Source organism: Embleya sp. NPDC050154 (genome assembly GCF_044460165.1).
Lineage (GTDB): Bacteria > Actinomycetota > Actinomycetes > Streptomycetales > Streptomycetaceae > Embleya.
Genome location: NZ_JBITJP010000008.1, coordinates 231875 through 256822 on the forward strand (window position 1 = coordinate 231875; position 24948 = coordinate 256822).

The following is a 24948-nucleotide window of genomic DNA, read 5'->3' on the forward strand; positions in this document are numbered from 1 at the left end:
ACCTTTCTGCCGTCGCGGGCGAACCGACCTCATCATCGCCGGTCGCCGGCGCCCGCCCGCACCCGGCACGGCCCGATCGGCCGGCGGGAATCGCGTGGCGCCCCGGCGGTCAGCGCGCCCGCGCGCCGCCCGCGTCCGCGCCGCGCGGCTCGGCCGCGGCCGCGGCCGGAAGTCGGGCCGGCACCTTGCCGCCCGACGCGGTGGAGCGGCCCGGGTCGGCGGCCGGACTGCCCGCGCCCGAATCGTTGTTCGCCGAGCCGGGGCTGCGGTCCGGCAGCGACTTCGCGCCCTCGGGCGTGACCCGGGTCGCACCGATGTAGTCCGGCTTGTCGATCGGGCCGAACTTGATCACCGTGCCGGTGTACGGCGCGTGGATCATCTGGCCGTTGCCCACGTAGATCCCGACGTGGTGGATGCTGCGCGGGTCGCTCAGGTCGGTGGCGAAGAACACCAGGTCGCCGGGCAGGAGTTGGTCGCGTGAGGGGTGCCGGCCGGCGTTCCACTGGTCGTTGGCCACCCGGGGCAGCTTGATGTTCACCGTCTCGTAGGCGGCCTGGGTCAGCCCCGAGCAGTCGAACCGGCCGCCGTCGGCCGCGGTGCCCTCACCGCCCCACAGGTAGGGGGTACCGAGCTTGGTCTGCGCCCAGTTGACCGCGCCCGCCGCCTGCGCCATCGGCTGGAGCGGGGCCTGCACCACGCCGAAGCTCTGCTCCAGCGAGCGGATCGACTTCACGTAGTCCTGGGTCTGGGTGTACGGCGGGATGCCCTTGTACTGCATCACCCGGTACGCGCCCGCGTTGTACGCGGCGAGCATGTTGTTGGTGCGGTCGCCGGGCACCGAGGCGACATATTTGGCCAACGAGCAGTCGTAGCGCGCCGCGGCCGGGATGGCGTCGGCGGGATCCCACGGGCTCGACTTGCCGTCCCCGTTGCCGTCGGTGGCCCACTCCGGCCACGTCGTGGGCATGAACTGGGCGATGCCCTGGGCGCCCACGTTGCTCACCGCGTTCGGGTCGAAGCCGCTCTCCTGGTAGAGCTGCGCGGCGAGCAGCGCCGGGGAGATCTCCGGGCAGAGCCGCCCCCACTTGTCGATCGCCGCCGCGTACGCGGCGGGCACCGTGCCGGGAGCCAGCGCCATCGTGCCGCCCACACCGGTCTGCGTACCGGACGCGGATTGCATCGCACCGACGCCTACAGTGAGAAGACCGACCAGACCGAAGGGAATCGCGAACGCGATGCCACCGGCGACCCAGGCTTTGCGCATGGCGGGCACCCCCGATTCTTCGCGGCCTGGACGGGCCGCGACGGACTCTCCGTCCACATTGTGCGTGCCACGATTGCTCAGCGCAATCACCCGTGATACACACAGTGAGCAGACACACTTGCCGAGGTGGTAGCCCGATCGGCTTCCCCACAGCACAATAAACGAACGACCACTCCTCCGGTCGAATGCGACCGGAGGCAACCAAAAGCCCGACCTCGGGGGCGGTGAACAACGTGTTTCTTGGCGAAGGCAATGGCGACATCAATACGATCATCGGCGGGATAGCTCCGGACTGGGGCCCGTTCGCGAAGCTGGGGGCGGAGGCCCGGATCATGGTCGAGGTGATCATGGCCGTCGCACTGCTGCTTTGTCTGGCCCTGGCCATCTGGGGCGCGGCGAAGCAGCGCATAGGTGCCACCGCGATGCGCGACACGTTCAGCGCGGAGCAGGGCAAGGGCCTCATCATCGCCGGCCTGACCGGTGTCTTCATCATCGGATCGCTCGGGACGCTGTTCACGATCGTGTACGGAATGGCGATCTAGACCGATTCGCACCCTGCCGTCCCAAGGTGGCGAATCCCGTGGTGTTTCATCCCGGGCGCGGCGCACTTCGGTGTGCCGTGCGCCCCGAAACCGGAATGCCCCATTCCGCATTCGAGGCAAAGCAGCAATTCCGGTTCCTTTACCGGACAATCGAGCCTGTGTTCACGCAACAGCGCGGTGCCACCGGAATGAGTTCCCGTCTGGGAAGATCGTTCCGGCTGCAACCGAACCCGGCGGCGCTCCGCCGCCGGGGACAGTGTTGTGCGCGCGGGTCGTCCGTATCTTCCGGCCTGCCGCGGTAAGGGGGACAGGCCATGAGCGACGAGGAACCGGTCACGCGTACCCGGCTGCCCAGACCCACCTCCTCACCGGAGGATCCGGAGCCCAGACGCAACCCCATACTGTCCGGGATCGGTGTGGTCGTGGTGGTCGCCGTGGTGATCGTTTCCCTGTTGTTCGCCGCCAACCGCTCGGACGAGGACGACGGTTCCACCACGGGGGACGCCGCGAAGACCTCCGCCGCGCCCGAGGCGTCGAGCGGACCACCGCTGTCCGCCGCCCAGTTGCCCGAACGCGTCGAGTCGGGTGTGCCGGTCGGCTACCCGCAGACCGCGGAGGGCGCCCAGTCCGCCGCGGCGAACTTCGTCGTCGCGTTCGGCTCGGACCGGATGTTCCGGGCCCAGCCGCGCACCGCGATCATCACCACGGTCACCGACCCGGCGGTCCGGGACGGTCTGCTCGCGCGCGCCGACCAGACCTACCGCACGCAGACCACGACATTCGGCCTGCAACCGGACGGCTCGCCGCCCAAGGGACAGACCTTCGTTTGTCGGGCCGTTCCGATGGGCACCAAGTCCGTTGTCTTCGCTGCCGCTTCGGCGACCGTCGAGGTCTGGAGTGTCGGCGTGGTGGGCCTGGCCGGACCCGGCTCCACCAAGCCGGTGGCCGAGGCGTGGAACACCACCACGATGAAGTTGTCGTGGGTGAACGGCGACTGGAAGCTGGTCGAGTTCAGTCAGAAGGAGGGCCCGACTCCGGTCTCCGGGCTACAGGATCCGTCCAGCGCCAACGACATCGCCAAGGCCGACGGGGAGTTCGGGGAATTGCGCCATGCACGCTGACCGGGAACGCCGCAGCCTTCGCAACCGATTCCTGACCCTCGGCGGGACACTGACCGCGGCCTGGACCGTCGTCGTGCTCGGCGCCGGCCGCGCGTGGGCCGAGCCCACACCGGGCGCCACCACACCGCCCGGCGGTACACCCGCTCCCAGCGCACCCGCGAGCAAGCCGGAGTGCGACCTGCTCACCGGCCCCGCCAAGGACATCTGCAACAACGGCGGCCCCAGCGCTCCGGGCACCGGCACGCTGGGTACCGTCACCGACCCGCTCGGCTCGATCGCCAAGGGCTGCGCCGACGCGGCCACCTGGATCATCGACAAGCTCGCCGGCGCGGTCAACGACACCACGCAGGTGGACTTCACCAACCCCGGCTTCCTGCGCCAGTACGCGGTGGTGTTCGCCGCGTCCACGTTCCTCACGCTGATCCTGTGGATACTCGCGGTCGCCAAGCGCGCCGTGCGCGGGGTCCCGATCGGCACCGCGATCAGCGAGGCGGTCGGCTACCTGTGGCTCGCGGTGATCGCGTCCGCGTTCACGCCGCTGATGCTGTATCTGGCCGTCTCGATGACCGACGCGGTCACCGCGGCCATCGCCACCGGTACCCAACAGGACACCAACAAGTTCCTCGGCGGCTTCTCCAAGGCGCTCGATCCCGCGAGCGACCTCGGCGGCGGGCCGGTGATGCTCATCTTCGTGTCCTTGCTCTCGATGGCCGCCGCGGCCGTGCTGTGGGTCGAACTCCTGGTCCGTGCCGCGATGTTGTACGTCGGCGCGATCCTGGGCACGGCGGTGTACTCGGGTCTGGTGGACAAGGCGATGTGGCACCACGTCCGGCGCTGGGCCGGGATCATGATCGCGGTACTGCTCGCCAAACCGGTGATCGTGATCGTGCTCGGATTGGCCACGGCGGTCACCGCCGGCGGCAAGGACGACGCGTTCTCGTCGGTGCTCTCGGGCCTGGCGATCCTGTTCCTGTCCATCTTCGCGAGCGTGCTCATCTATCGTTTCGTCCCCAGCATCGGCGACGACATGGCCTCGCTGCACAGCAGCCGCAAGGCGATGCAGTCGGCGGGTCCGGCGTCCATGGTCAACGGCCCGGCCACGTACGTGAAGCAGGGCATCCAGGCGCACGCCTCGCGGGGATCGACCGGTTCCGGCTCTGCCCCGGTGACCGCGAACGCCGTATCGTCGGGCATTGCGGCCCATGGCACCAGGGGCGGCGGATCGGGCGGCGCCCCGACTCCGGCACCGACGCCTCCGGCCAACCCCGCGGCAACGCCTCACGCGAGGAACGGTAAAGAGTAATGACTACGCAACCGGTCGCCCGACGGCGGACCTTCCTGATCGGCAAGGCCAAACCCACCGCCGTCATCGGCAAGAACCGCGAGCCCGGTGAGATCTTCCTGATCATCGCGGCCGGCGGACTCGCCCTGATGTGGGGCCTGTTGGTGCCCGTCCTGGTGATCCGCATCGCCGGTCTGGTCGGCTTCCCACTGCTCGCGTTCGGCGCCGTGTACATGCCGTACAAGAAGCGCACGTTCTACAAGTGGTGGGAGATCAACCGCACCTACAAGCGCACGCTCAAGCGCGGCGCGAAGTACCGGTCCGCGGTCACCGAGGCGGGCACCAGGCTGACCGGCCAGGGTGTCGCGGTCGGCGCCCCGCCCGGGGTCGGCCGGGTGACCTGGTCGAGTGTGCCGTTCGGCCCGGACGACCTGACCGTGCTGCTGCACCTGGAACGGCGCACGGTCACCGCCGCCGTCGAGATCGAGGGCCCGGGTGTGGGGCTGCGCGACTCGGAGGACCAGGAGGCGCTGGTCGAGCGGTTCGGCACGCTGCTCAAGCACGTGGCCAACGGCGACGGTTTCGTCACCCGGTTGCAGGTGCTGGCCCGGACGCTGCCCGCCGACCCGGACGCGCACGCCAAGGACGTGGCCCGGCGCGGCGACCACAAGGCGCCGCTGTGGGTCCAGGACTCCTACGAGCAGCTCCAGTCGATGGTCTCCACCTCCTCCGAGCAGCACCGGGCCTACCTGATCGCGTGCATGCACTACACCCGGGAGCTGGCCGCCGAGGCGAACGTGATGGGCAAGGGCGACAAGGGCATCGGCGTGGTGATGGCACGTGAACTCACCGACGTCTGCGCCCGGTTGACCGAGGCGGACATCCGGGTCCGGCAACCGCTGAACGAGGCCCGGCTGTCCTCGCTGATCCACTCGATGTACGACCCCGAGCACCAGATCGACGCGTTCGAGGGCATGCAGGCGCGCTACGCGTGGCCGGCCGAGCTGGACGCGACGCACCAGAACTACCTGGAGGCCAAGACCCGCGAGTCGGATTCGGCCGAACCGTGGTGCCACGCCACCGCGTGGATCAAGGAGTGGCCGCTGACCCCGGTCGGCGTCAACTTCCTGGCCCCGCTCCTGGTGCACACCCCGGACGTGATCCGCACCGTCGCCGTCACGATGGACCTGGAACCCACCGACGTGGCGATCGAGCGCATGCTCACCGAGAAGACCAACGACGACGCGGACGCGGCCCGCGCGGCCAAGATGAACCGGGTGGTCGACCCGCGCGACATGGCCCACACCGGCCGGGTCGACCAGCGCGGCGAGGACTTGGCGGGCGGCGCGGCGGGAGTGAACATCGTCGGCTACATCACGGTGTCCTCGCGCAATCCCGACCAACTCTCCCGGGACAAGCGCACGATCCGCGCGTCGGCGGGCAAGTGCTTCCTCAAGCTGGAGTGGTGCGACCGCGAGCAGCACCGCGCGTTCGTCAACACGCTGCCGTTCGCGACGGGCATTCGCAAGTGAGCGTCGGCGGCCACGACAGTGGCCGCGACCAAGGGATGAGGTGATCACGTGTCAGGTCTGATGTCCGCGTTGACCCAGGGCTTCTCCGGCATCATCTTCGGCCGCAACGAGACCCAGCGGCTGCCGGTGCGTACGTCCACCGGCCAGGCCCAGGCGGTCTACCTGCCCACGGCCGCACCCGGGCTGGGCGACTCGGGCGTGATCATCGGCCGCGAGGTGTACTCCGGCAAGGGCTACATCTACGACCCCTTCCAGCTCTACGGCCAGCAACTGCCCGCACCGCACTGGCTGGTCCTGGGCGAGTCCGGGAACGGCAAGTCGGCGCTGGAGAAGACCTACGTGCTGCGCCAGCTGCGTTTTCGCGACCGCCAAGTGGTGGTCCTGGACGCGCAGGGCGAGGACGGCGTCGGCGAGTGGAACCTGATCGCCGAGGCGTTGGGCGTCAAGCCGGTCCGACTGGACCCCAACGACCTCTCCGGCGACGCGGTCCGGCTCAACCCGCTGGACCCGGCGATCGCCGTCACCGGCCAACTGGCGCTGTTGCGCACCATCATCGAGGTGGCCATGGGCCACGCGCTCCAGGAGCGCGCCGGCTACGCGCTCAAGGCCGCGCACACGCACGTGATGCGCACCGTGCACGGGCGGCAGCCGATCCTCCCGGACATCGTCGAGGCGTTGCGCAATCCGACCCCCGAGTCGTGCGAACTGCTCAGCCTGGACGTCAAGGACGTCCGGGTCTGGGGTCTGGACGTCGCGCTGGTCCTGGACCGGCTCACCGACGGCGACCTCAAGGGCATGTTCGAGGGGCCGACCACGGACGGCATCGACCTGGACTCGCCGCTGATCATCTTCGACCTGTCGCACATCGACCGGAACTCGATCGCGATGCCGATCCTGATGGCGATCGTCGGCGTGTGGCTGGAGCACACCTGGATCCGCCCGGACCGGGTCAAGCGCATCTTCCTGGTCGAAGAGGCGTGGCACATCATCAACAGCCCGTTCGTGGCCCAACTCTTCCAGCGCCTGCTCAAGTTCGGCCGTCGGCTGGGTCTGTCCTTCGTCGCGGTCGTCCACCACCTCTCCGACGTGGTGGACGGCGCGGCGGCCAAGGAGGCGTCGGCGATCCTGAAGATGGCCTCGACCAGAACCGTGTACATGCAGAAGTCGGACGAGGCACGCGCGACCGGGAAGGTGCTCGGCCTGCCCCGGTGGGCGGTGGAGATCATCCCGACGCTGACCCCGGGTATCGCGGTGTGGGACGTGAACGGCAACGTACAGGTGGTCAAGCACCTGATCACCGACACCGAGCGGCCGATGGTCTACACCGACCGCGCGATGACCGAGGACGCGGTGGAGGAACGGGTGCGCGCCGAGGCGGCGTTGGCCGACGATCCGGCGGCGTAGATGGGCTCGCCCGGACAACCGCCGGAACCGCGCCTGCCCACGCCGGGCCGGGCGCCCTCGCGTGGCGTGCCGGACGGTCTGCTGATCGCGGGCCTGTTGCTGCTGATCGCGGGCACCGCGGTGATCTGGCTCTCCACCGGGTTGGCCGCGCTGGCGAGCGGCAAGGACTGGCCGGACGGGGTCACCTACCGCCGGTCGGCGCTCGCCATGCGCTCGGTGTTCGGCACGCCCGACGACCTGCCGCGCGCGTGGCCGGACACCCCGCCGGGGCAGTTGCCCACCCCCACCGCGTTCTGGGTGTCCTTCGGCTTCGTGGTGCTGCTCCTCCTGATCGCGGCGGGGTGCGTGTTCCGGTGGTGGTTGCGCCGGATGGCGGCGAGGGCCGCGCGTGCGCCGGCGGCGGCCGCGATCGCGAACGCACCGGCACAATCGCCGAATTCACTGGCCCCGAAACGGAATCAGCGGCTCCCCGACGGGGAATGATGCGCTTGCGTCCTCGTCGAGGACGCCCCCGAACGTGGCCGGGCCTGGTCGCCGCGTGGCCGCACGGTCACCCGGCGATCGGCCCGACCCACCATGTTCGTGGCCGCATGGCCCTGATGGGACTCGGCCGGCGGTTGGCTGGGCTGGTCGATGCCATGGAGTGGCCGCGGACGCCGGCCGGGCCGAGATGTCGCCAGCTCCGGGTGACGGTTTCAGTCCGTCCAGGTCATGCATTCTTCGCAGCGGTAGGCGCGTGGGCCGGACTTGTATTCCACCTTGTCGGATTTGCGGTAGTACTTGCACGCGCGGTTCTTGCAGACGATCGGGTGGCCGTCGACCGCCTCGGCCGGTAACGGCGCCGTCTCGTAGGTGCACGGCGTGGGTGGGAGCTTCTTGTAGTAACCCCCCGTCGCCGGCAGCGCGGTCGGGTCGAACGGTGAACACGCGGCCCCGTCGGACACATCCTCGGACACGTTCATGGCACCTCCTCCGTGTGCCGGCACGCTAGCCGAGAAACGGGTGCGGGGCGGGTGGTTCGGGATGGTTCCGCCCGAAGGGCCGACGGGGCCGCGTGGGTTCAGTCGCGGGCCGGCAGGCCGGCCGCGCGTCGGTGTACGGCGATCGAGGTCAGCACGAGGAGTGCACCGAGCAGTTGCACCGGACCGAGTCGCTCACCGCGCAGGAGCGCGGAGAGCACGGTCGCGGTCAGCGGCTCGAGCAGCACCGCCACGACGGCGCCGGCCGGGTGCGCGCGGCCGAGCGCGGTGAAGTAGGCCACGTACGCCGCCCCGGTGGGCAGCACGCCCAGGAAGACCACCGCGCCCAGGACGTCGGCGCGCATCGGCACGGTCATCCCGACCACCAGCCCCGCGGGCAGCAACAGACAACCCCCGAAGAGGAATCCGAGGCCGGTCACCGCGACCCGATCGAGCGTGGGCAGGGCCGGTCGGGAGTCCAGGGTCAGCACCGCGAACCCACCGGCGGCCACCAGCGCGAAGCCCGTACCGACGAGCGCGCCGCCCGCGCCGCCCGCGGGTGTGCCGAGCAGCAGGACCAGACCCAGCGCGGCGGCGGCAAGGCTCGCGAGCACGATCCGGCCGGGTCGGCGCCGCTCGCGCACGGCCGTGCCGACGGTGACCATGAGATGTACCGCGACCATGGTGGTGAGCGTGGCCAGACTCACCGAGCCGGCCACCACGGCCGCGAAGTAGGCGGCCTGGAACACCGTGAACAGCGCGCCGGCGCTCGCGATCCGGGCGAGCTCGGCCCGGCTCGGGCGGCGTACCCGCAGCCGCCCCGTGGCCAGCGCGTAGCCGGTGATCAGCAGACCGCCGGCGAGCAGCCGGTAGGCCGCGATGGCCACCGGGTGCAGGCCGGCGCGGCCGGCCAGGACCGCGCCGGCGATCCCGCCGGTGCCCCACAGGACTCCGGCGAGGACGAACAGATCGAGCCCGGATCGGGTGTTCCGGGCAGCGTGCACGAAGGTACGAACAGACATGGAATGGCTCCGACTTCGACGCCAACAGGACAACGTCGGAGCGGGGCGGCACCGGTTCGGGCCAGGTCGGGCAGGGGCCGCGACCCGGACTGTCGGATCGGACCCGGGGACACCCCGCTCAGTGGCGGGGCGGCGGGCAGATCGACCAGTCGCGGTGCATGGACGACACCCTAACGTCGCGCCGGCGCCGCGGGCAGGTGATTTCGCGGTGCCGGGAGAGGGTGTGAAACGTTTCTTCGGGGCAGCAGCCCACCATGGACGAAACGTCGAAGGAACGACTGGACCGCGAACTGAACGAGTTGCTCCAAGGGCTGCGCATCGCGCTCCCGGGTGTGCAGTTCATGTACGCGTTCCTGCTGACGGTGCCCTTCGCGCAGGGCTTCGCGCGGGTGACCGAGTTCCAGAAGGACGTCTTCCTGGTGGCGTTGATATCGACCGCGCTGTCCTCGGTGTGCTTCATCGCGCCGGCCGTCCAGCATCGACTGCTCTTCCGGGGCGGCCTCAAGGACGTCCTGCTCAGGCGGTCGAACCGCTACGGGATCGCCGGCGCGGTCGCCCTCGCGGTGGCCATGATCTCGGCGATCCTGCTGGTCGTGGACTACCTGTTCGGCCGTTCCTGGGCGTTGTCCGTGGCGATCCCGCTCGCGGTGCTGATCCTGTGGGTGTGGCTGCTCCAGCCGATGGTCACCCGTTTCCGGCGGGCCGGCGACCCGCTTCCCTGAAGCTTCGCGCACAAGACTTCAGAGCGGGTCGCGTCGGATCCGTATCGGGTCAGACCCATTCCAGGAGCCGGGCCGCGTGCGCCCGGACCGGGCACGGTACGGGCACGCCGCAACCGCACTCGCCGGCCTCGGCGGGCCGGTGCCGGATCAGCGTGCGGGTGACCACCAGGCGGTAGTCCAGCAGTGGGTCCTCGGCCGGGCGCGGGGCCCTCGGGCGCGGCGCGCGCAGGATGCGCGGCGCCGGTCTGGACAGTCCCTCGGGCAGCGGTCGGTCCAGCCGCTCGATGTCGCCGCGTTGCCTCGGAATGCGCACTCGCATGTATCCGGTCCCCTTCTCGTCCGGTCCCGCCGTGGCGGCGCACCCGAGCGTGGCAGCGCTCGGAGCCCGCCGGATCACTCCGTGTCCAGGCGCCCGCCCGCGTCCGGCTGGGATTCCTCGACCCGCGCGAGCATGCCGCGCAGGCCGGCCGCGAGCGCGTGCCGCTCGGCCGGACCCAGGTCCTGGAGCAGACCGGCCTCGAAGACCGCGGCCTCGCGCACCACGCGCAGCCACACATCCCGACCGGTCGTGGTCAGTTCGACGATCACCCGCACCCGGTTCTGCTCGTCCCGGGTTCTGGTGACCAGCGCCTCGGCGACCATCCGGTCCAGCCGATGGGTCATCGCCGCCGGGGTCAGGCCCAACCGGCGGGCCAGGTCGCCGGGGCTGAGCCGGTAGGGGCGGCCGACCAGCACCAGGGCCTTGAGCACCTCCCACTCGGCGTTGGTGATGCCCAGCGCGGTGAGTTGGCGGCCGTACGCGACGTTCATCCGGCGGTTGAGCTTGGACAGCGCCGCCACGATCGTCTCGACCTGCGGGTCCACCTCGGGGAACTCGCGCTGGAAGACGGCGAGGTACTCCTCGATGTCGCCTTCGTCCGCTGTTGCCTGCTCGGCCCCCTCTGTCATGCCCGGAAGTATCGCATCTTCGGCCCGCTCGGCCGCCGTCTCCGGGCTGTCGCGACACAAGGCGTTGGACGGCGACGCTATAGATCCGTATAGTTTAGCTCTGAAGTCTTCAGGCTTGAGGACTCGGACTCTTCGGATCAGGCACGGCGGCGACGCCGGCGTGGGCCCGGACCAGGCGCGCCCTGGACTCCGGTCGCCCCCGGCGCACCTGCCTCGACGCGGATACAGGCGGTCCCCCGCCGCCGGACTCGGGCATGCCCCGGGCCGGCGACGGTCGGCTCGGCTGCTCTCGCACGCCTCCGTACGCCCGAGCCCGGCCTGCGGACCGATCCCCGTGGGCCGGAGCGGCCGGCCCGCGCGACCGGTAGTCGGGAGGTGTGTGATGGCGACCCAGGGCGCTCTGCGTCGGATCCAGCTCGGTAACGCGCTCAGTGCGTTCGGCAGCGGTTTCACGGTGCCGTTCCTGTTCGTGTACGTGACGCGGGTACGAGAGCTGTCGGCCGGTCAGGCCGGCCTGATGTTCAGCGTGCTCGCCATCGCCGCGCTGTGCGCGCTCCCGATGGTCGGTCCGGCGATCGACCGGCGCGGCCCCCGCCCGGTGGTCGCGGTCGGCTCGGTGGTGGCCGCGCTCGGCGCGCTGACCCTGGGTCTGGCCCGCGGCGAGCTGCCGGTGATGGTGGGCGCCGCGCTGCTCGGAGCCGGCGTGGCCGCGATCCAGCCCGCGCTGGCGACGATGATCGTGCGGTGCACGACGGCGCCGACCCGCGCTCGCGCGTTCGCGCTCCAGTTCACCTTCAACAACCTGGGCCTGGGCATCGGCGGGTTGATCGGCGGCCTGATCGTCGACCCGTCGCGGCCGGCCAGCTTCACCCTGCTGTTCGCCATCGAGACCACGATGTTCCTGGTGCTCGGCGCGGTGTGCGGAACGGTCCGGCTGCCCGCGGTGCCTGCCGCGCCGGCCGGGACGGTGCCGGGCGCGGGTTTCCGGCATCTGCTGCGAGACCGCGCGATGGTCCGGCTGTGCGTGGTCAGCGCGGTCATCTTCTTCACCTGCTACGGCCAGTTCGAGTCGGGCCTGGCCGCGTTCGCGACCGAGGTCAGCCGGATCTCACCGAGCATGCTGGGCGTCGCGCTCGCGGCCAACACCGCGGTGATCGTGCTCGGTCAGCTCACCGTCCTGCGGATCACCCAGCGCCGCCGGCGCAGCACGGTGATCGCGGCCACCGGCCTGGTCTGGCTGCTCGCCTGGATCGTGACCGCGGTGTCCGGTCTGGTGCACGGCGACAAGGTCGCGGCGGCGGTCACCATCATCATCACGTTCGCGCTGCTCGGCGTGGGCGAGTCGTTGCTCGCGCCGACCCTGGGGCCGATGGTCGCGGACCTGGCACCCGCGCACCTGCTCGGCCAGTACAACGCGGCCCAGTCCCTGGTGAAGCAACTCGCCATGGCCGCGGGTCCGGCCTTCGCCGGCGTCATGGTCGGCGCCGGCCTGTACGGCCCCTACCTGGCCGCCCTGATGGCCTGCTCACTCCTGATCACCGCACTCGCCCTACGCATGCGCCACACCCTCAACCCCACCCAAAACGGCACAATAATCGCCGAATCCACCCCCCACCCCACCCCCCAGGCCCTCACAGCCTGACCACCAACCTCAACCCCGGCCGGCACATGACGCCAACTCAGCCCGGCCGGCGCATGAGGCCACTCAGCCCGGCCGGCGCATGAGGCCACTCAGCCCGGCCGGCGCTTGAGGCCACCCCAAAGCAACCCACCGCCCAAGGTCAGCCAAAACCAATCCAGCCCGGCCGGCGCTTGAGGCCACCCAGCCCGGCCGGCGCATGAGGCCAAAAACCCCATCACCCCAACGGGAACTCGCACCAGACCGTCTTGCCCTCGTCCGTGAGCCGACTCCCCCACGACTTCGCGATCGTCGCCACGATCGCCACCCCACGCCCACTCTCGTCGTCGGCCGCGGCCCGCCTCCGCCGCGGCACGTGATCGTCCGCGTCCGAGACCTCGACGATCAACCGCTTGTCGGTGCGCCGAAGGCGCAACCGCATCGGCGCGGCCCCGTGGGTGAGCGCGTTCGCGACGAACTCGCTGACCGCGAGCACGCCCAACTCGCGCAGTTCCTCGCCGACCTGCCAGCTCGCCAGCACGCCCGACGTGAACGCCCGGCCACGCGCGGCCACCTCGCTGCCGCCGAGCAGGTCCAGCGACGCGGTCCGGAACAGCCGGGCCTGGGCGCCTTCCCGACGCGGCAGTTGCAGCACGAGCATGGCCATGTCGTCGTCGTGTTCCTCGGGCAATTGCATGTGCGCGATCAGATGGTCGCGGACCGCCTCGGGTTCGCCCACCGACGACAACAGCGCGGCGCCCAGCGTGTCGATGCCCTCGTCCAAGTCCTCGCCCCGGCGCTCGACCAGGCCGTCGGTGTACAGCACCACCGTCGAGCCCGGGTCCAGGGTGATCCGGCCGGAGGTGTGCGGCCAACTCGCACCCGTGCCCAGCGGCGGCCCGTTCGCGTCGTCGAGCTTGTGGATCACGTCCTCGCCGTCGCGGACCAGCGGCGGAAGGTGGCCCGCCGTCGAATAGGTCAGCACGCCCTCCCCCGGGTCGTAGACCGCGTACGCGCAGGTGGCGATCTGGGTGGCGTCGATCTCCATCGCGGTCTCGTCGAGCAGTTGCAGGATCTCGTGCGGCGGCAGGTCCAACCGCGCGTACGCCCGGACCGCCGTGCGCAGTTGACCCATCACCGCAGCGGCGCGCACGCCCCGACCCATCACGTCGCCGATCACCAGCGCGGTGCGGCCCGCGCCCAGGGTGATCACGTCGTACCAGTCGCCGCCCACCGCGGCGTCCGTGCCGCCGGGCAGGTACTTCGCGGCCACGATCAGGTCGTCGGGGTTCTCCAGCCGCTGCGGCAGCAGGCTGCGTTGCAGGGTGACCGCGGCCTGCCGGTGCCGCCGCTCGCTCTCCCGCAGCCGGTCGGTGGCCTGCACCTGGTCGGTGACGTCGACCGCGAAGACCAGCACGCCCCGCGTGTCGCCGCCGCGCCCGGCCGCCTCGGGTCGTACCGGCGTGCAGACGAACGTGTAGTAGCCGTGCTTGCGCTCGCTCTCCGGCATGCCGGGATACGTCTCGCCGCGATGGTCGACGCGGCGGGCGCGCACCGTCCGCCCGCGCCCGGTCCGGTAGACCTGATCCATCAGCGTCAGCAGCCCGTGCTCGGCCAACTCGGGCAACGCGTCCCGGGCCGGAACGCCCGATCTGCGCGCGCCGAAGACCGCCCGGTAGGCGTCGTTGACGTAACACAGCTCGTGGTTCGACCCTCGGGTGACCGCGATCAGCGCGGGCGCGTGGGCCAGCACGTCGCGCAACGGGAAGGTGTCGTTCGATTCCTGGCTGCGTGCCGCCGGCACCGAGCGCCGCCGGTCACCGGCCAGCCGGGCGCCCCACCGAGTGATGTTCAACCGCTCGCTTCCTAGGGAGTTCGTTCACGCAAAGCGCATGGAGGTTTACCGCAGGTGACATCACCAGTGTGGGCGAAAGTCGGCCGTGAGGGAATCACGTCCCGTGACCGGGCCCCCGTTCGGGGTACCACAGGAGTGCGCTGTGGCAATGTACGGGACCCGGTCGCGAGACACTCAACCCTCGGGCACCACGGCAGCCTACGAGCCCGCCGGTCGTTCATGCCTACCTGGTGGGCTTGCGGTCGCCTCGGGTGGCGTACTCGAATTCGGCGCGCGGGTGTTCGATCGAACCCAGCGAGACGATCTCGCGCCGGAACATCAGGGACAGCGTCCACTCGGCCATGATCCGCATCTTGCGGTTCAGCGTGGGCACCCGGCTGAGGTGATAGGTGCGGTGCATGAACCACGCCGGAAGGCCCTTGGTCTTGATCCCGTACACCTGCGCGACGCCCTTGTGCAGGCCCAGCGAGGCCACCGAACCGGCGTGCTTGTGCCGGTACTGCCGCTGCGGCTGTTCACGCAGTGTGGCGATGATGTTGTCGGCGAGCACACGCGCCTGGCGCACCGCGTGCTGCGCGCTCGGGCCGGTGAACTCCTCGCCCGGCTTGGTCAGATCGGGCACCGCCGCGCAGTCGCCCGCCGTCCACACGCCGGGGACGCCGTCCACCTCCAGCGTCGCGCGCGCCTTGAGCCGGCCCTTGTCGTCCAGCGGCAGGTCGGTGGCGATCAACATCGGGCTGGGCTTGACGCCCGCCGTCCACACCAGCGTGCTCGCGTCGAGTTCGGTGCCGTCCGAGAGCACCACGTGCCGGTCGCGGGCCGACTCCAGCCGGGTGTTCAGCCGTACGTCGATGCCGCGCCGGCGCAGTTCGGCGACGGTGTACCGGCCCATGTCCTCGCCCACCTCGGGCAGGATCCGCGGCGATGCCTCGACCAGGATCCAGCGCATGTCCGCCGGAGTGATGTTGTCGTAGTACCGGCACGCGTAGCGGGCCATGTCCTCCAGCTCCGCGAGCGCCTCCACGCCCGCGTAGCCGCCGCCGACGAAGACGAAGGTCAACGCGTGGTCGCGGATCGAGGGATCCCGGGTCGAGGAGGCGGTGTCCATCTGCTCGAGCACGTGGTTGCGCAGAGCGATGGCCTCCTCGACGGTCTTGAAGCCGATGCCCCACTCGGCCAGGCCGGGTATCGGCAGCGTGCGCGCCACCGAGCCGGGCGCGACCACGAGCAGGTCGTAGGAGGCGTCGTAGGTCTCGCCGCCGAGCAGTTCGATGGTCGCGGTCCGCTTCGCGTGGTTCACGTGCTCCACGGTCCCGGTCACGATGCGGCACTTGGGCAGCACCGAGCGCAGCGGGACCACCACGTGCCGCGGCGAGATGGCGCCGGCCGCGGCCTCGGGGAGGAAGGGCTGGTAGGTCATGTACGACTGCGGTTCGACGACGGTCACCGTCGCCTCTCCCGCCTTGAGTTTCCGTTGCAGGCGAAGGGCCGTGTACATGCCGACGTAGCCGCCGCCGACGATCAGGATGCGCTCGGGCCGAGTCGAGGTCGTCATGCGTCCCACTCTGCCCCTTTCCGGCGGCCACAGACAGATGTTCATCGGGTTTGCGTGCCCCGCACGGTTGGTGACGAGACGTCAGCGGTCAGCGATATCTTCACAACCGTGCTGTCGGATTCCGCTTCTGGGGCGGGGTCGGTTCGGGTAGTCTCGACGCCCTGGGCAAAGCGGGGTCTGGTGGGGGAATCGACACACTTGCCTTTCGGGGGAGACGCTATGAGCGGCGCTTCGCGTACGCGTACCACGAAGACACAGGACACCGGCGACGGCATCGGGGGTCGGCACACGACGACGATCCCGCCGGCTCGCAAGCCGCAACGAAGCCGGCCGGCCGAGCCGTCGCCGCAGTTGCGCACCGACGCCCGACGCAATCTGGAACAGGTGCTCCGCGCGGCCCGCGAGGTGTTCGGCGAGCTGGGCTACGACGCTCCGATGGAGGAGATAGCCCGCCGCGCCGGGGTCGGGGTGGGCACCATCTACCGCCGCTTCACCGGCAAGGAGGCGCTGGTCCAGCGGATCATGATCGCCGAGACCAATCGGCTCACCGCCGAGGCGATCAACGCGCTGGACGAGGAGCCGGACGCGTGGTCCGCCCTCGCGCGCTACTTACGTCGCGCGGTCGGCTCAGGTGCCGGGCGGCTGTTCCCCGCGCTCAGCGGCCGGGTTCCGGTGACCGAGGAGATGAGTTCCTCACGTGCCGAACTGAACGACGCGGTAGGCGTATTGGTCGATCGGGCCAAGGCCGGCGGGTTGCTCAGGGCGGACGTCTCGGACGCCGACATCTCGCTGATGATGTCGTGCCTGTTGCCCCCGTCCGGGCTTCCGCATCCACAGCGGTTGACCATCGCCGGACGGTATCTGGAGATCCTGCTCGACGGCCTGCACGCGGGACACTCCTCCCCGCTGCCCGGGAAGCCGTTCACGCAGGACGAGTTGGACACCCTTTTCCTGAGCTGAGCCGCACCGCTTTCCTGAGCCGAGCCGCACCGCGCCGAGCCCGGTCTCCCGGGTTCGCTCTCTCCGGCCCACTCACACGCTTCGCGCCGGTCAGCCGCGCACCACGAGCACCGGGCACGCCGCGTGGTGCACCACCGCCGTGCTGACCGAGCCGAGCAGCAGGCGGGAGAAGCCGCCGGAACCGCGCGAGCCCACCACGACCATTTCGTGCCGCTCGGACATCCCGAGCAGCACCTCGGTCGCCGTCCCCGAGTACACCTGGACCTCCGCACGCCCGCCGAACGGCCGCTCGCGTTCGCCGTTCACCTCGGCGAACGTGGTCTCGGTACGGATCCGCAGTTCGGCGAGCACCCGCTCGAGGTCCTCCTGGAAGTTCGGGTCGGGCGCCGGGAGCACATACCCGGGGGTCGCGGGCTGCGCGGTCACCACGTACAGCGGCAGGCCGCGCAGCTCGGCCTCGGTCATCGCCCAGTCCAGCGCCCGCCGGGCGGGCTCCGACCCGTCCACGCCGACCACGACGCCCTTCGGCTCAGCGTCGGCCATGGGCCCTCCTCGTCACCGGATCCGGATGTGGAGGGCCCCATACCACCCGGATGTCGCGCGCTCACCTTTCCGCGGCAACGCCACCCGGACGGCGGTCAGGCGTGCGCGAGGATCTCCCGCGCGCGCTCGGCCAGCGCGCGCAGGCCGTCGGCGGTGAACCGGCCGGCCGCGTCCTGGTCGCCCATCGCGCCGGCGGTGTAGCGATCGAGCACGCCGGCCAGGATGCACGCGAGCCGCCAGCACGCGAACGCCTGGTACCAGCGGATGTGCGACAGATCCCGACCGGTGGCCGCCGCGTAACGCGCGGCGAACGCGGCCCGGTCGACGAAGCCCTCGCTCGCGGTGCCGTCGGCGGGCAACAACGCGCCGTCCTCGCCCGCCTCGACCCAGTACATGAGCGTGGTGCCCACGTCCGCGAGCGGATCGCCGAGCGTGCACAGCTCCCAGTCCAGGACGGCCCGCACCGTGCCGTCCGGGCCCAGGATCACGTTGTCGAGCCGAAAGTCGCCGTGCACGATCGTGGCGCCCTGCTGCGGCGGTACGGATGCCGCGAGCGCGTCGTGCACCTCGTCGATCGCCTCGATCCCGGGCACCCGGGTGGCCTCCCACTGGCGATGCCAGCGGCGCAACTGGCGCCCGATGTAGTCCTCGCGACGGCCGAGTTCGCCCAGGCCCACCGCGTCCACGTCCACCGCGTGGATCGCGGCGAGCACGTCCGCGAGCTGCTCTCCGGCCCGCTGTCGGGCCTGCGGCGTGAGCAGCTTCGTCGCGTCCTCGGCGGAGCGGATCACGTGCCCGTCGACGAAGTCCATCACGAAGAACGGCGCACCGTTGACCGTGTCGTCCGTGCAGAGGCCGAGCACCGGCGGTACCGGCACGTCGGTGCGTCCGGAACCGAGCGCGGCCAGGATCCGGTGCTCGCGGCCCATGTCGTGCGCGGTCGCGAGCACGTGCCCCAACGGCGGCCGACGCAGCACCCAGCGGCGCGCGTCGGCGTCCGAGACCACGTAGGTGAGGTTGGAGCGACCGCCGAGCACGAGGTCGAAGCCGAGCGGTGCGCGCACCTCGGTCCGCTCGGCCAGCCAGGCCGTGATGGCTTCCGGCCGCAATGCCTCGGCCAGGGGACTCTGCGTCATGTTCGCACTCCGCTTCAGATGCCGAGGGAGCGGCCGATGATTTCCTTCATGATCTCGTTCGTCCCCCCGTAGATCGATTGCACGCGCGTGTCGATGAACGCCTTGGCCACCGGGTACTCCAGCATGTAGCCGTAGCCGCCGTGCAGTTGCAGACATCGGTCGACCACGCGCTTTTGCAGGTCGGTGGTCCACCACTTGGCCTTCGAGGCCGCGACCGCGTCCAGCTCGCCCGCGATGTGCTTCATGACGCAGTCGTCGACATACGTGCGCGCGATGTCCAACTCGGTGTCCATCTCCGCCAATTCGAACCTGGTGTTCTGGAACGAGCCGATCGGGCGGCCGAACGCGGTACGGGTCTTGACGTACTCCAGGGTGTGCGCGAAGACCGTCTCGGCGCCGGCGACCGCCGCGCTCGCGATGCCCAGGCGCTCCTGCGGCAGGTTGTTCATCAGGTGGTAGAAGCCGCGGTTCTCCTCGCCGAGCAGGTTGGCCACCGGCACCCGGACGTCGGCGAAGAACAGTTCGGCGGTGTCCTGCGCCTTCATCCCGATCTTGTCCAGATTGCGCCCGCGCTCGAAGCCCGGCATGTCCCGCTCGACCACGATCAGGCTGATGCCCTTGCTGCCCTTGGCCGTGGGGTCGGTCTTGGCCACCACGATCACCAGGTCGGCGTTGATGCCGTTGGTGATGAAGGTCTTCGCGCCGTTGAGCAGGTAGTGGTCACCGTCGCGGATCGCGGTGGTGCGCACACCCTGGAGGTCGCTGCCCGCGCCGGGTTCGGTCATCGCGATCGCGGTGATGATCTCACCGGAGCAGAAGCCGGGCAGCCAGCGCTCCTTCTGCTCGTCGGTGGCCAGGTCGTTGAGGTACGGCGCGACCACCTCGTTGTGCAGCCCGAAGCCCACGCCCGAGGCGGCCACCCGGATCAGCTCCTCGGACAGCGTCGCGAAATAGCGGAAGTCGGACACTCCGCCGCCGCCGTAGCGCTCGTCCACGTCGATGCCCAGCAGCCCCTGCTTGCCGGCCTTGAGCCAGACCGAGCGGTCCACGATTCCGTCCTTCTCCCACTGGTCGTGGAACGGGACGACCTCGCGCTGGAAGAACTCGCGCGCGGATTCGCGGAAGGCGATGTGCTCGGGTTCGAGGTGGCGGTCCCTCATGTGTGTGCTCCCCCTGCGGTGTCGCGGTGGATCGAGCCGGATCGGACATTCCTACCGGTCGGTAGGTGCCACGTGCTCGCATGCTAGGTCCGCACCGAAAGCGGATCAAGGCCCCCACCCCGAATCCCCCACCAACCCCTCACCCCCGAAGCACCCCAAACAACGCACGCCCACCGCCCGGGCACGCGACCGGCCGCGTGGCGAGCGGGGACGCCTGCGGCGCGGGGGGCGACGGCGCGGCGAACGCGACGGGCGGCGCGGATGGGACGAGCGAGCGACGCCGGGCACGGGGCGGCCACGCGGCGAACGAGACGGGCCGCCCAAGCGGGGACGCCTGCGGCGCGGCGAGCCACGAGGCGGAACGGGCGCGGACCCGGTACGCGCCCGGGGAGCGGCTAGCTCTCTTGCAACACTGCGATGCTGAGGGGGCGGACCCGGTACGCGCGCGGGGAGCGGGAAGGGCGGCGCGAGTGAGGACGCCGGCGGTGCGGTGGGGGCCATGCGGCGAGCCACGACGTGAGGCGCCGGCATGGGCGCGCACCGGGCGAGCGGGCGGCGCCGGACACGCGCGGCCATGCGGCGGGTGGGATGGGCGGCGGGTGCGATTCCGTGGCCCGCGAGGCGGGCCGTGCGGTGGGGCAAGGGCGTGCCGGCCTCGTGTCGGGGGAAGGTGGCGGCCATGTCCGCCCAGGCTCGCTGTGCCGGGCGGTCGGGCTCCCGTGCACCGGATCCACCGCATCGCGCCGCGACCGGCGGGCACGCCGAAGCGATCGCGTCGGGCGACGGCGGCGGCCATGTCCGCCCGGCGGTGGCCATTCACGTACCCCGCGCGGCTGGGCGCCGTCTCCCGATCGATGGCGGGCCGGGCGGACAAGCGCGCGGTGGTGGCTCCAGAGGCCCCATGGCCCCGGGCCGGCGTGGCGGCCTCCGGGCGTGGCCGGGGTGCCGCGCCCCTCGGTGGCCGCGCCGAGGGTGCGGCGGACTGTGGTCAACGGCGTGCGATCCGGGTGCGGGCGGGCACGTGACCGTGCGAGGCGTGCCCGCCCTGTGCGCGACCGCGAGAAAGGCGGGCCCGTCGTCCACGCGGCCGGGCGAAGGCGTGCGCGCCCTCTGCGCGCTCGCCCGACCGCGCCCTTTGCGCAGCCGGGCGAAGGCGTGTGCGGGGTCAGGCGACGGCGGCCATGCGGATGCCGGGGGCGGAGCTGGGAGTTGCGTCCCAGCGCATTACTCGGCCCTCCCAGACGCCGCGCAGCCACAGTTCGGCCGAGACGATGTCGGCGAGCGCGCCCAGCGGCACGTCGGGTCGCACGACCGGTTCGCCCTTGCCGAGGTTCGGGCCGCCGATCGCCCGGTCGAGCGTGTGCCGCACCTCGACCGGATCGAGCACACCCAGCTCGGCCAGCAGCGGATCGGCGAACAGCTCGCGCAGCACGCGCGCGTTCAGCCGCAACCCGCGCCGCTCCGCCTCGGTGTAGTCGGCCCGATGCACCTCGCCCAGCGTGTGTCGGGGCAACAACCCCTGCACGGCCGCGGTGAGCAGCGCCCTGGGCCCGTCGTCCCGATCGCGCGCCCAGGCCGGCAGGGACAACCCCGCCCGCACCACGGCGGTGTCCAGGTACGGCGCCTGGACCCGCACTCCGATCCGCTCGGCGAGCTGCTGGCAGGCGCGTTGGCGCTCAGCCGCCCGGCGGACCGCGACCCATGCGGCGCGGTCCCCCGGACGGCCGTGGACCGCCGGGTCCGCGGCGACAACGGATCCGGCGGAGACCACCGACTCGCCCGCGAGGCGGCGCAGCGACACGGCAAGACGGCGGCGCATGTCCGGCGTCGTCCAGACCGCCGTCGGGGCCGCGGTGCACCACGCGATCGCGGCGGCCGGGCCCGGGGCCACCCGACCGGAACCCGCGAAGATCTCGGCGAGTTGGTCGAGCGCCTGGGGGAAGGTGGTGCGCGCGACCCGGTTCGCGGTGCTCGCGAGTTCGTGGCCGCTCATGCCCAGATTGCGCGCCCAGGTGCGGGCGTGTCGGGCGGTGGTCATCCGGCGGCGGTCCATCGCCAGGTCCGCGAGGTAGGCGAGCGGGGTGCCCAGCACCGCGTCCCCGCCGTAACCGGTGATGTGCATGTCGATGCCGGCTTCGCGAATGGCGTTGAACGTACGGGTGGTTCGGGCCATGCCGATCAGCGAGAAGCCCGGTTCGTCGGGCATCACCGCGCCGCCGAGCACGTCTTCCAGACCGGTGTAGGGCAGGTGGTCGACGCCACCCGGGATCACCAGGTGCCGCAGCCGCGCCGAGCGGGCGACGATGTCCGCGGCGGACTCCGGGTCGCCGGGGGCGCACGGCTCGGCCCAGGTGACCGCGAGCAGGTCCCGCGACTTGGCCATCGACACCGAGCGGGCGCCGAGCAGCGCGAGCACCGCCGAGTCCCGTCCACCGGACAGATCCGCGCCGGGGCGCTTGGATCCGGCCACCCGCCGGCCGACCGCGTCGTTCAGCGCACGACCCAGCGCGTCGGCGGCGCCCGGGAAGTCGAGCGGGGAGCGGTGCTGTTCGTACAGCCGGACCCGCGCCACACCGTGCGCGACGTCCAGCGCATGGCCTGGTTCCAGCCGGCCGACTCCGACGAACATCGAGCGTCCGGAAACCAGTTCGGGCACATCGGGGCAGGCGAGTCGGGCCGCGAACGCCTCGGTGTCCAGGCCCGCCCTGGTCAGGTCGGCGAGCGGGAGCGCGTGCGAGGCGTAGACCACGCCGTCGGCCGGCTCGGCGTGGAACACCTGGCGTACGCCCGCGAGATCACCGAGCACCACGGTACGCAGCCCGGTACGCAGCACGACGTGATAGCTGCCGGCCCACCCGGTCAGGTGGCGCAGCGCGCCGCCGCGGGCGACCGCGAGACCGACCTCGAGCTCGGCGTCGGTGGCGCCGCACACCCCGAGCACCGCCATCCGCATCCCGCCCCGGCTGACCACCCGGACCTCGTCCGCGGGCCAATCCCCCACCAGCCACAGCGGATCGGAGCCGTCCCACAGCGTCCTGGCCCCGGTCGGCCGGGTCACGCTCCGACTCTCGGACGTCCCTGCGAACCAGCGCATCTCGACCCCCTTCGGGTTACGGCTCCGCGCGAACCACCATGGATACCGGCCGTATGTGCTCCGACACTTCCATGAAACCAAGGTTAGGCAAGCCTGAGTAGAGCGCATCCGACGGCGCACGGGGACACACACCCGGCGCATGGTTCCTTTTGACCGTGCCTGGGTACTGACGCGCCGTCAAGTACGTTCTGTCAATGATTGCGACCGGGCCTTGGTGACGGCTTGGCCAAGCGTTGTCCCGGCGGCGGCTCGACCACGAACGACACGTGAAATCCCGTCGCACGACACCCCGGAATGGCGAATATCTCCCTTACCGACGGTGGCCGGTCCGGTTACGCTGAGGCGGACGGAGGGTTGCCTTTGGGGGCAAACTATGCGCGGCAGTCCCAAGCAGGATCAGTCGGGGCGTTGTGCTCCCGGCCACGGTGACCCGGAGGTCTCCGATCCGGGAGTGGTGAGCGGAGGCGTCGGCACCGGGTCCGACGGCTCCTTCGGCGATTCCCCGGCCGGCGCCGAGCAGGCGCCCTCCGACCGCGTCCGTCTCGTTCCCGCGCCCGACCACACCGGCCCGGAGGCCGTCGACCCCCGCCCTCGAACCCCGCGCGAGCGCGGACCCAACGGCCGACTCGGCGAACTGCTGGGCGTCGCCGGGGTGAGCAACGCCGGGCTCGCCCGCCGGGTCAACGATCTGGGCGCGCGGCGCGGCCTGTCCCTCCGCTACGACAAGACCTCCGTGGCCCGCTGGGTCGGCAAGGGGATGACTCCACAGGGCCCCGTGCCGCACCTGATCGCGGCCGTGCTCGCGGAGCGCCTGGGCCGCCCGGTGCCGCTGGAGGAGATCGGCCTGGACGACAGCCGGCCGGTGGATCCCGATCTCGGTCTGGCCTTCCCACGCGACGTCGGGGAGGCAGTTCGCACCGCCACCGACCTGTGGAGGCACGACCACGTGAATCGACGCGAGTTGCTCGCCGGGACGTTCGCCGTCACCGCCTACGGCACCCCGATGGCCCGATGGTTGATCACCCCGGCGGACGCCCGCGCCGAGCACCGCGGCACCGGGTCGCACGTCGGCCACAGCGACGTCACCAAGCTGCGCGAGGCGGCCGAGGAGGCCCGCCGGTGGGACAGCAAATACGGCGGCGGCGACTGGCGGGCGTCGATGGTGCCGGAGTGTCTGCGCTGCGACGCGACGCCGCTGCTGCGCGGCAGCTACCACGACGACGTGGGCCGCCGGCTGTTCGGCGCCACCGCCGAACTCTCCCGACTGGCCGGGTGGATGGCCTTCGACACCGGCCAACACGAGGTCGCGCAGCGCTACTACATCCAGGCCCTGCGGCTGGCCCGCGCGGCGGCGGACGTACCGCTGGGCGGCTATGTGCTCGCGTCGATGAGCCTTCAGGCCACCTATCGCGGCAACCCCGACATCGCGGTGGACCTCGCGCAGGCCGCCATCGAGCGGAACAAGGGCATCGCGACCGCGCGGGTGACCGGCTTCCTGCACCTGGTCGAGGCCCGCGCCCAGGCCCGGGCCGGCGACGCGGCGGGCTGCGGACGGGCGCTGAACGCGGCCGAGGCGCACCTGGAGCGGTCCCGCCCGGGCGACGCCGACCCGGAGTGGATCGACTTCTTCACGTGGGATCGACTGTGCGCGGACGGCGCCGAGTGCTACCGCGACCTCGGCGTGCCCGAGCGCACCCGCTACTTCACCGCGCAGGCGCTCGCGGGCCTGCGCGGCGAGGCGTTCCAGCGTTCGCACGGATTGCGGTTGGCCGTGGGCGCCCAGGCCGAGCTGCGCGCGGGCGAGATCGAGGCGGCGTGCGCGACCGGCCGACAGGCCCTGGAGATCGCCGACCGGGTGCACTCGTCCCGCAACGCGGCCTACCTCAACGATCTGATGGTCGGCCTCAAGCCGTACGCCGACGTGCGCGCGGTCAAGGACTTCACCGAACGCGCCAGGCTGGTCGGCGGAATCACCGTCTGAGCCGCTCCGGGAACGTCCCCCGACCGGCGCGGGCAACCGTGCGGCGCCGTCCCGGAAAACGCCGCAGGCCCGACATGTACATGTCGGGCCTGCGATCCAAGTAGCGGGGACAGGATTTGAACCTGCGACCTCTGGGTTATGAGCCCAGCGAGCTACCGAGCTGCTCCACCCCGCGTCGGTAACCCCAACTGTACGCCATCGCGACCGCGCCCACGACCAATTCCCGCGCGAGCCGGCTCGTTCGTTCGGG

21 protein-coding genes and 1 tRNA gene are annotated in these 24948 nt (G+C 71.2%); 10 read left to right on the forward strand and 12 right to left on the reverse strand.

Going from position 1 to position 24948, the window contains the following annotated elements; translation table 11 throughout:
* Positions 1-109: 109 nt before the first annotated feature.
* Positions 110-1264: an NlpC/P60 family protein gene (locus tag ACIBSV_RS19275; RefSeq protein WP_395864467.1), complete on the reverse strand. Its 1155-nt coding sequence runs from the start codon at positions 1262-1264 to the stop codon at positions 110-112.
* Between the two features lie 233 nt (positions 1265-1497).
* Between ACIBSV_RS19275 and ACIBSV_RS19280 the strand changes: the two genes are divergently transcribed.
* From ACIBSV_RS19280 to ACIBSV_RS19305, 6 genes are all read left to right on the forward strand, one after another.
* Positions 1498-1806: a hypothetical protein gene (locus tag ACIBSV_RS19280; RefSeq protein ID WP_395864725.1), complete on the forward strand. Its 309-nt coding sequence runs from the start codon at positions 1498-1500 to the stop codon at positions 1804-1806.
* Between the two features lie 314 nt (positions 1807-2120).
* Entirely contained in the window at positions 2121-2927 is an 807-nt protein-coding gene (locus ACIBSV_RS19285; protein ID WP_395864469.1) for a hypothetical protein, read from the forward strand.
* Positions 2917-4230: a hypothetical protein gene (locus tag ACIBSV_RS19290; protein WP_395864471.1), complete on the forward strand. Its 1314-nt coding sequence runs from the start codon at positions 2917-2919 to the stop codon at positions 4228-4230. The genes ACIBSV_RS19285 and ACIBSV_RS19290 overlap by 11 nt, the downstream gene beginning before the upstream one ends.
* Entirely contained in the window at positions 4230-5741 is a 1512-nt protein-coding gene (locus ACIBSV_RS19295) for an SCO6880 family protein (RefSeq protein WP_395864472.1), read from the forward strand. Before ACIBSV_RS19290 ends, ACIBSV_RS19295 begins: the two co-directional genes overlap by 1 nt.
* A 60-nt stretch (positions 5742-5801) precedes the next feature.
* A complete protein-coding gene (locus ACIBSV_RS19300) occupies positions 5802-7145 on the forward strand; it encodes an ATP-binding protein (RefSeq protein ID WP_395864727.1) in 1344 nt (447 codons plus the stop codon).
* A gap of 66 nt (positions 7146-7211) precedes the next feature.
* On the forward strand, positions 7212-7628 hold the full coding sequence (locus ACIBSV_RS19305) for a hypothetical protein (RefSeq protein ID WP_395864474.1): 417 nt from the start codon (positions 7212-7214) through the stop codon (positions 7626-7628).
* A 212-nt stretch (positions 7629-7840) separates the two neighbouring features.
* On the opposite strand, the gene ACIBSV_RS19310 is transcribed toward ACIBSV_RS19305, so the two are convergent.
* Positions 7841-8107: a hypothetical protein gene (locus ACIBSV_RS19310; RefSeq protein ID WP_395864476.1), complete on the reverse strand. Its 267-nt coding sequence runs from the start codon at positions 8105-8107 to the stop codon at positions 7841-7843.
* A 98-nt stretch (positions 8108-8205) separates the two neighbouring features.
* On the reverse strand, positions 8206-9126 hold the full coding sequence (locus tag ACIBSV_RS19315) for a DMT family transporter (protein ID WP_395864478.1): 921 nt from the start codon (positions 9124-9126) through the stop codon (positions 8206-8208).
* A gap of 254 nt (positions 9127-9380) precedes the next feature.
* On the opposite strand from ACIBSV_RS19315, the gene ACIBSV_RS19320 reads away from it, so the two are divergent.
* Positions 9381-9848: a DUF6328 family protein gene (locus ACIBSV_RS19320; RefSeq protein WP_395864480.1), complete on the forward strand. Its 468-nt coding sequence runs from the start codon at positions 9381-9383 to the stop codon at positions 9846-9848.
* A gap of 49 nt (positions 9849-9897) precedes the next feature.
* Here ACIBSV_RS19320 and ACIBSV_RS19325 read toward each other — a convergent pair whose 3' ends face one another.
* Positions 9898-10167 carry a hypothetical protein gene (locus ACIBSV_RS19325; protein WP_395864481.1) on the reverse strand — a complete coding sequence of 90 codons (270 nt, stop codon included), beginning with the start codon at positions 10165-10167 and terminating at the stop codon, positions 9898-9900.
* 74 nt (positions 10168-10241) lie between these two features.
* Positions 10242-10796 (reverse strand): MarR family winged helix-turn-helix transcriptional regulator, encoded by a 555-nt coding sequence (locus tag ACIBSV_RS19330; protein ID WP_395864483.1) that lies wholly within the window; start codon positions 10794-10796, stop codon positions 10242-10244.
* Positions 10797-11178: 382 nt separating this feature from the next.
* On the opposite strand from ACIBSV_RS19330, the gene ACIBSV_RS19335 reads away from it, so the two are divergent.
* On the forward strand, positions 11179-12438 hold the full coding sequence (locus ACIBSV_RS19335) for an MFS transporter (protein WP_395864485.1): 1260 nt from the start codon (positions 11179-11181) through the stop codon (positions 12436-12438).
* A 214-nt stretch (positions 12439-12652) separates the two neighbouring features.
* On the opposite strand, the gene ACIBSV_RS19340 is transcribed toward ACIBSV_RS19335, so the two are convergent.
* A complete protein-coding gene (locus ACIBSV_RS19340) occupies positions 12653-14269 on the reverse strand; it encodes a SpoIIE family protein phosphatase (protein WP_395864487.1) in 1617 nt (538 codons plus the stop codon).
* A 223-nt stretch (positions 14270-14492) separates the two neighbouring features.
* On the reverse strand, positions 14493-15824 hold the full coding sequence (locus tag ACIBSV_RS19345; protein WP_395864488.1) for an NAD(P)/FAD-dependent oxidoreductase: 1332 nt from the start codon (positions 15822-15824) through the stop codon (positions 14493-14495).
* A 219-nt stretch (positions 15825-16043) separates the two neighbouring features.
* Here ACIBSV_RS19345 and ACIBSV_RS19350 point away from each other — a divergent pair, with 219 nt between their 5' ends.
* Positions 16044-16784, forward strand: coding sequence for a TetR/AcrR family transcriptional regulator (locus ACIBSV_RS19350; protein WP_395864490.1), 741 nt, complete (start codon positions 16044-16046; stop codon positions 16782-16784).
* A gap of 90 nt (positions 16785-16874) precedes the next feature.
* Here ACIBSV_RS19350 and ACIBSV_RS19355 read toward each other — a convergent pair whose 3' ends face one another.
* From ACIBSV_RS19355 to ACIBSV_RS19370, 4 genes are all read right to left on the reverse strand, one after another.
* Positions 16875-17327 carry a universal stress protein gene (locus ACIBSV_RS19355; protein WP_395864491.1) on the reverse strand — a complete coding sequence of 151 codons (453 nt, stop codon included), beginning with the start codon at positions 17325-17327 and terminating at the stop codon, positions 16875-16877.
* Between the two features lie 95 nt (positions 17328-17422).
* Positions 17423-18463, reverse strand: coding sequence for a phosphotransferase family protein (locus ACIBSV_RS19360; RefSeq protein WP_395864493.1), 1041 nt, complete (start codon positions 18461-18463; stop codon positions 17423-17425).
* A 14-nt stretch (positions 18464-18477) separates the two neighbouring features.
* Positions 18478-19623, reverse strand: a complete 1146-nt coding sequence (locus ACIBSV_RS19365) for an acyl-CoA dehydrogenase family protein (protein WP_395864495.1) — start codon at positions 19621-19623, stop codon at positions 18478-18480.
* A gap of 1165 nt (positions 19624-20788) precedes the next feature.
* On the reverse strand, positions 20789-22858 hold the full coding sequence (locus ACIBSV_RS19370; protein ID WP_395864496.1) for an albusnodin/ikarugamycin family macrolactam cyclase: 2070 nt from the start codon (positions 22856-22858) through the stop codon (positions 20789-20791).
* 310 nt (positions 22859-23168) lie between these two features.
* Between ACIBSV_RS19370 and ACIBSV_RS19375 the strand changes: the two genes are divergently transcribed.
* Positions 23169-24698, forward strand: coding sequence for an MFS transporter (locus ACIBSV_RS19375; protein ID WP_395864729.1), 1530 nt, complete (start codon positions 23169-23171; stop codon positions 24696-24698).
* A gap of 101 nt (positions 24699-24799) precedes the next feature.
* Here the strand turns inward: ACIBSV_RS19375 and ACIBSV_RS19380 are convergent.
* Positions 24800-24873 (reverse strand) — tRNA-Met (locus tag ACIBSV_RS19380).
* Positions 24874-24948: the final 75 nt, after the last annotated feature.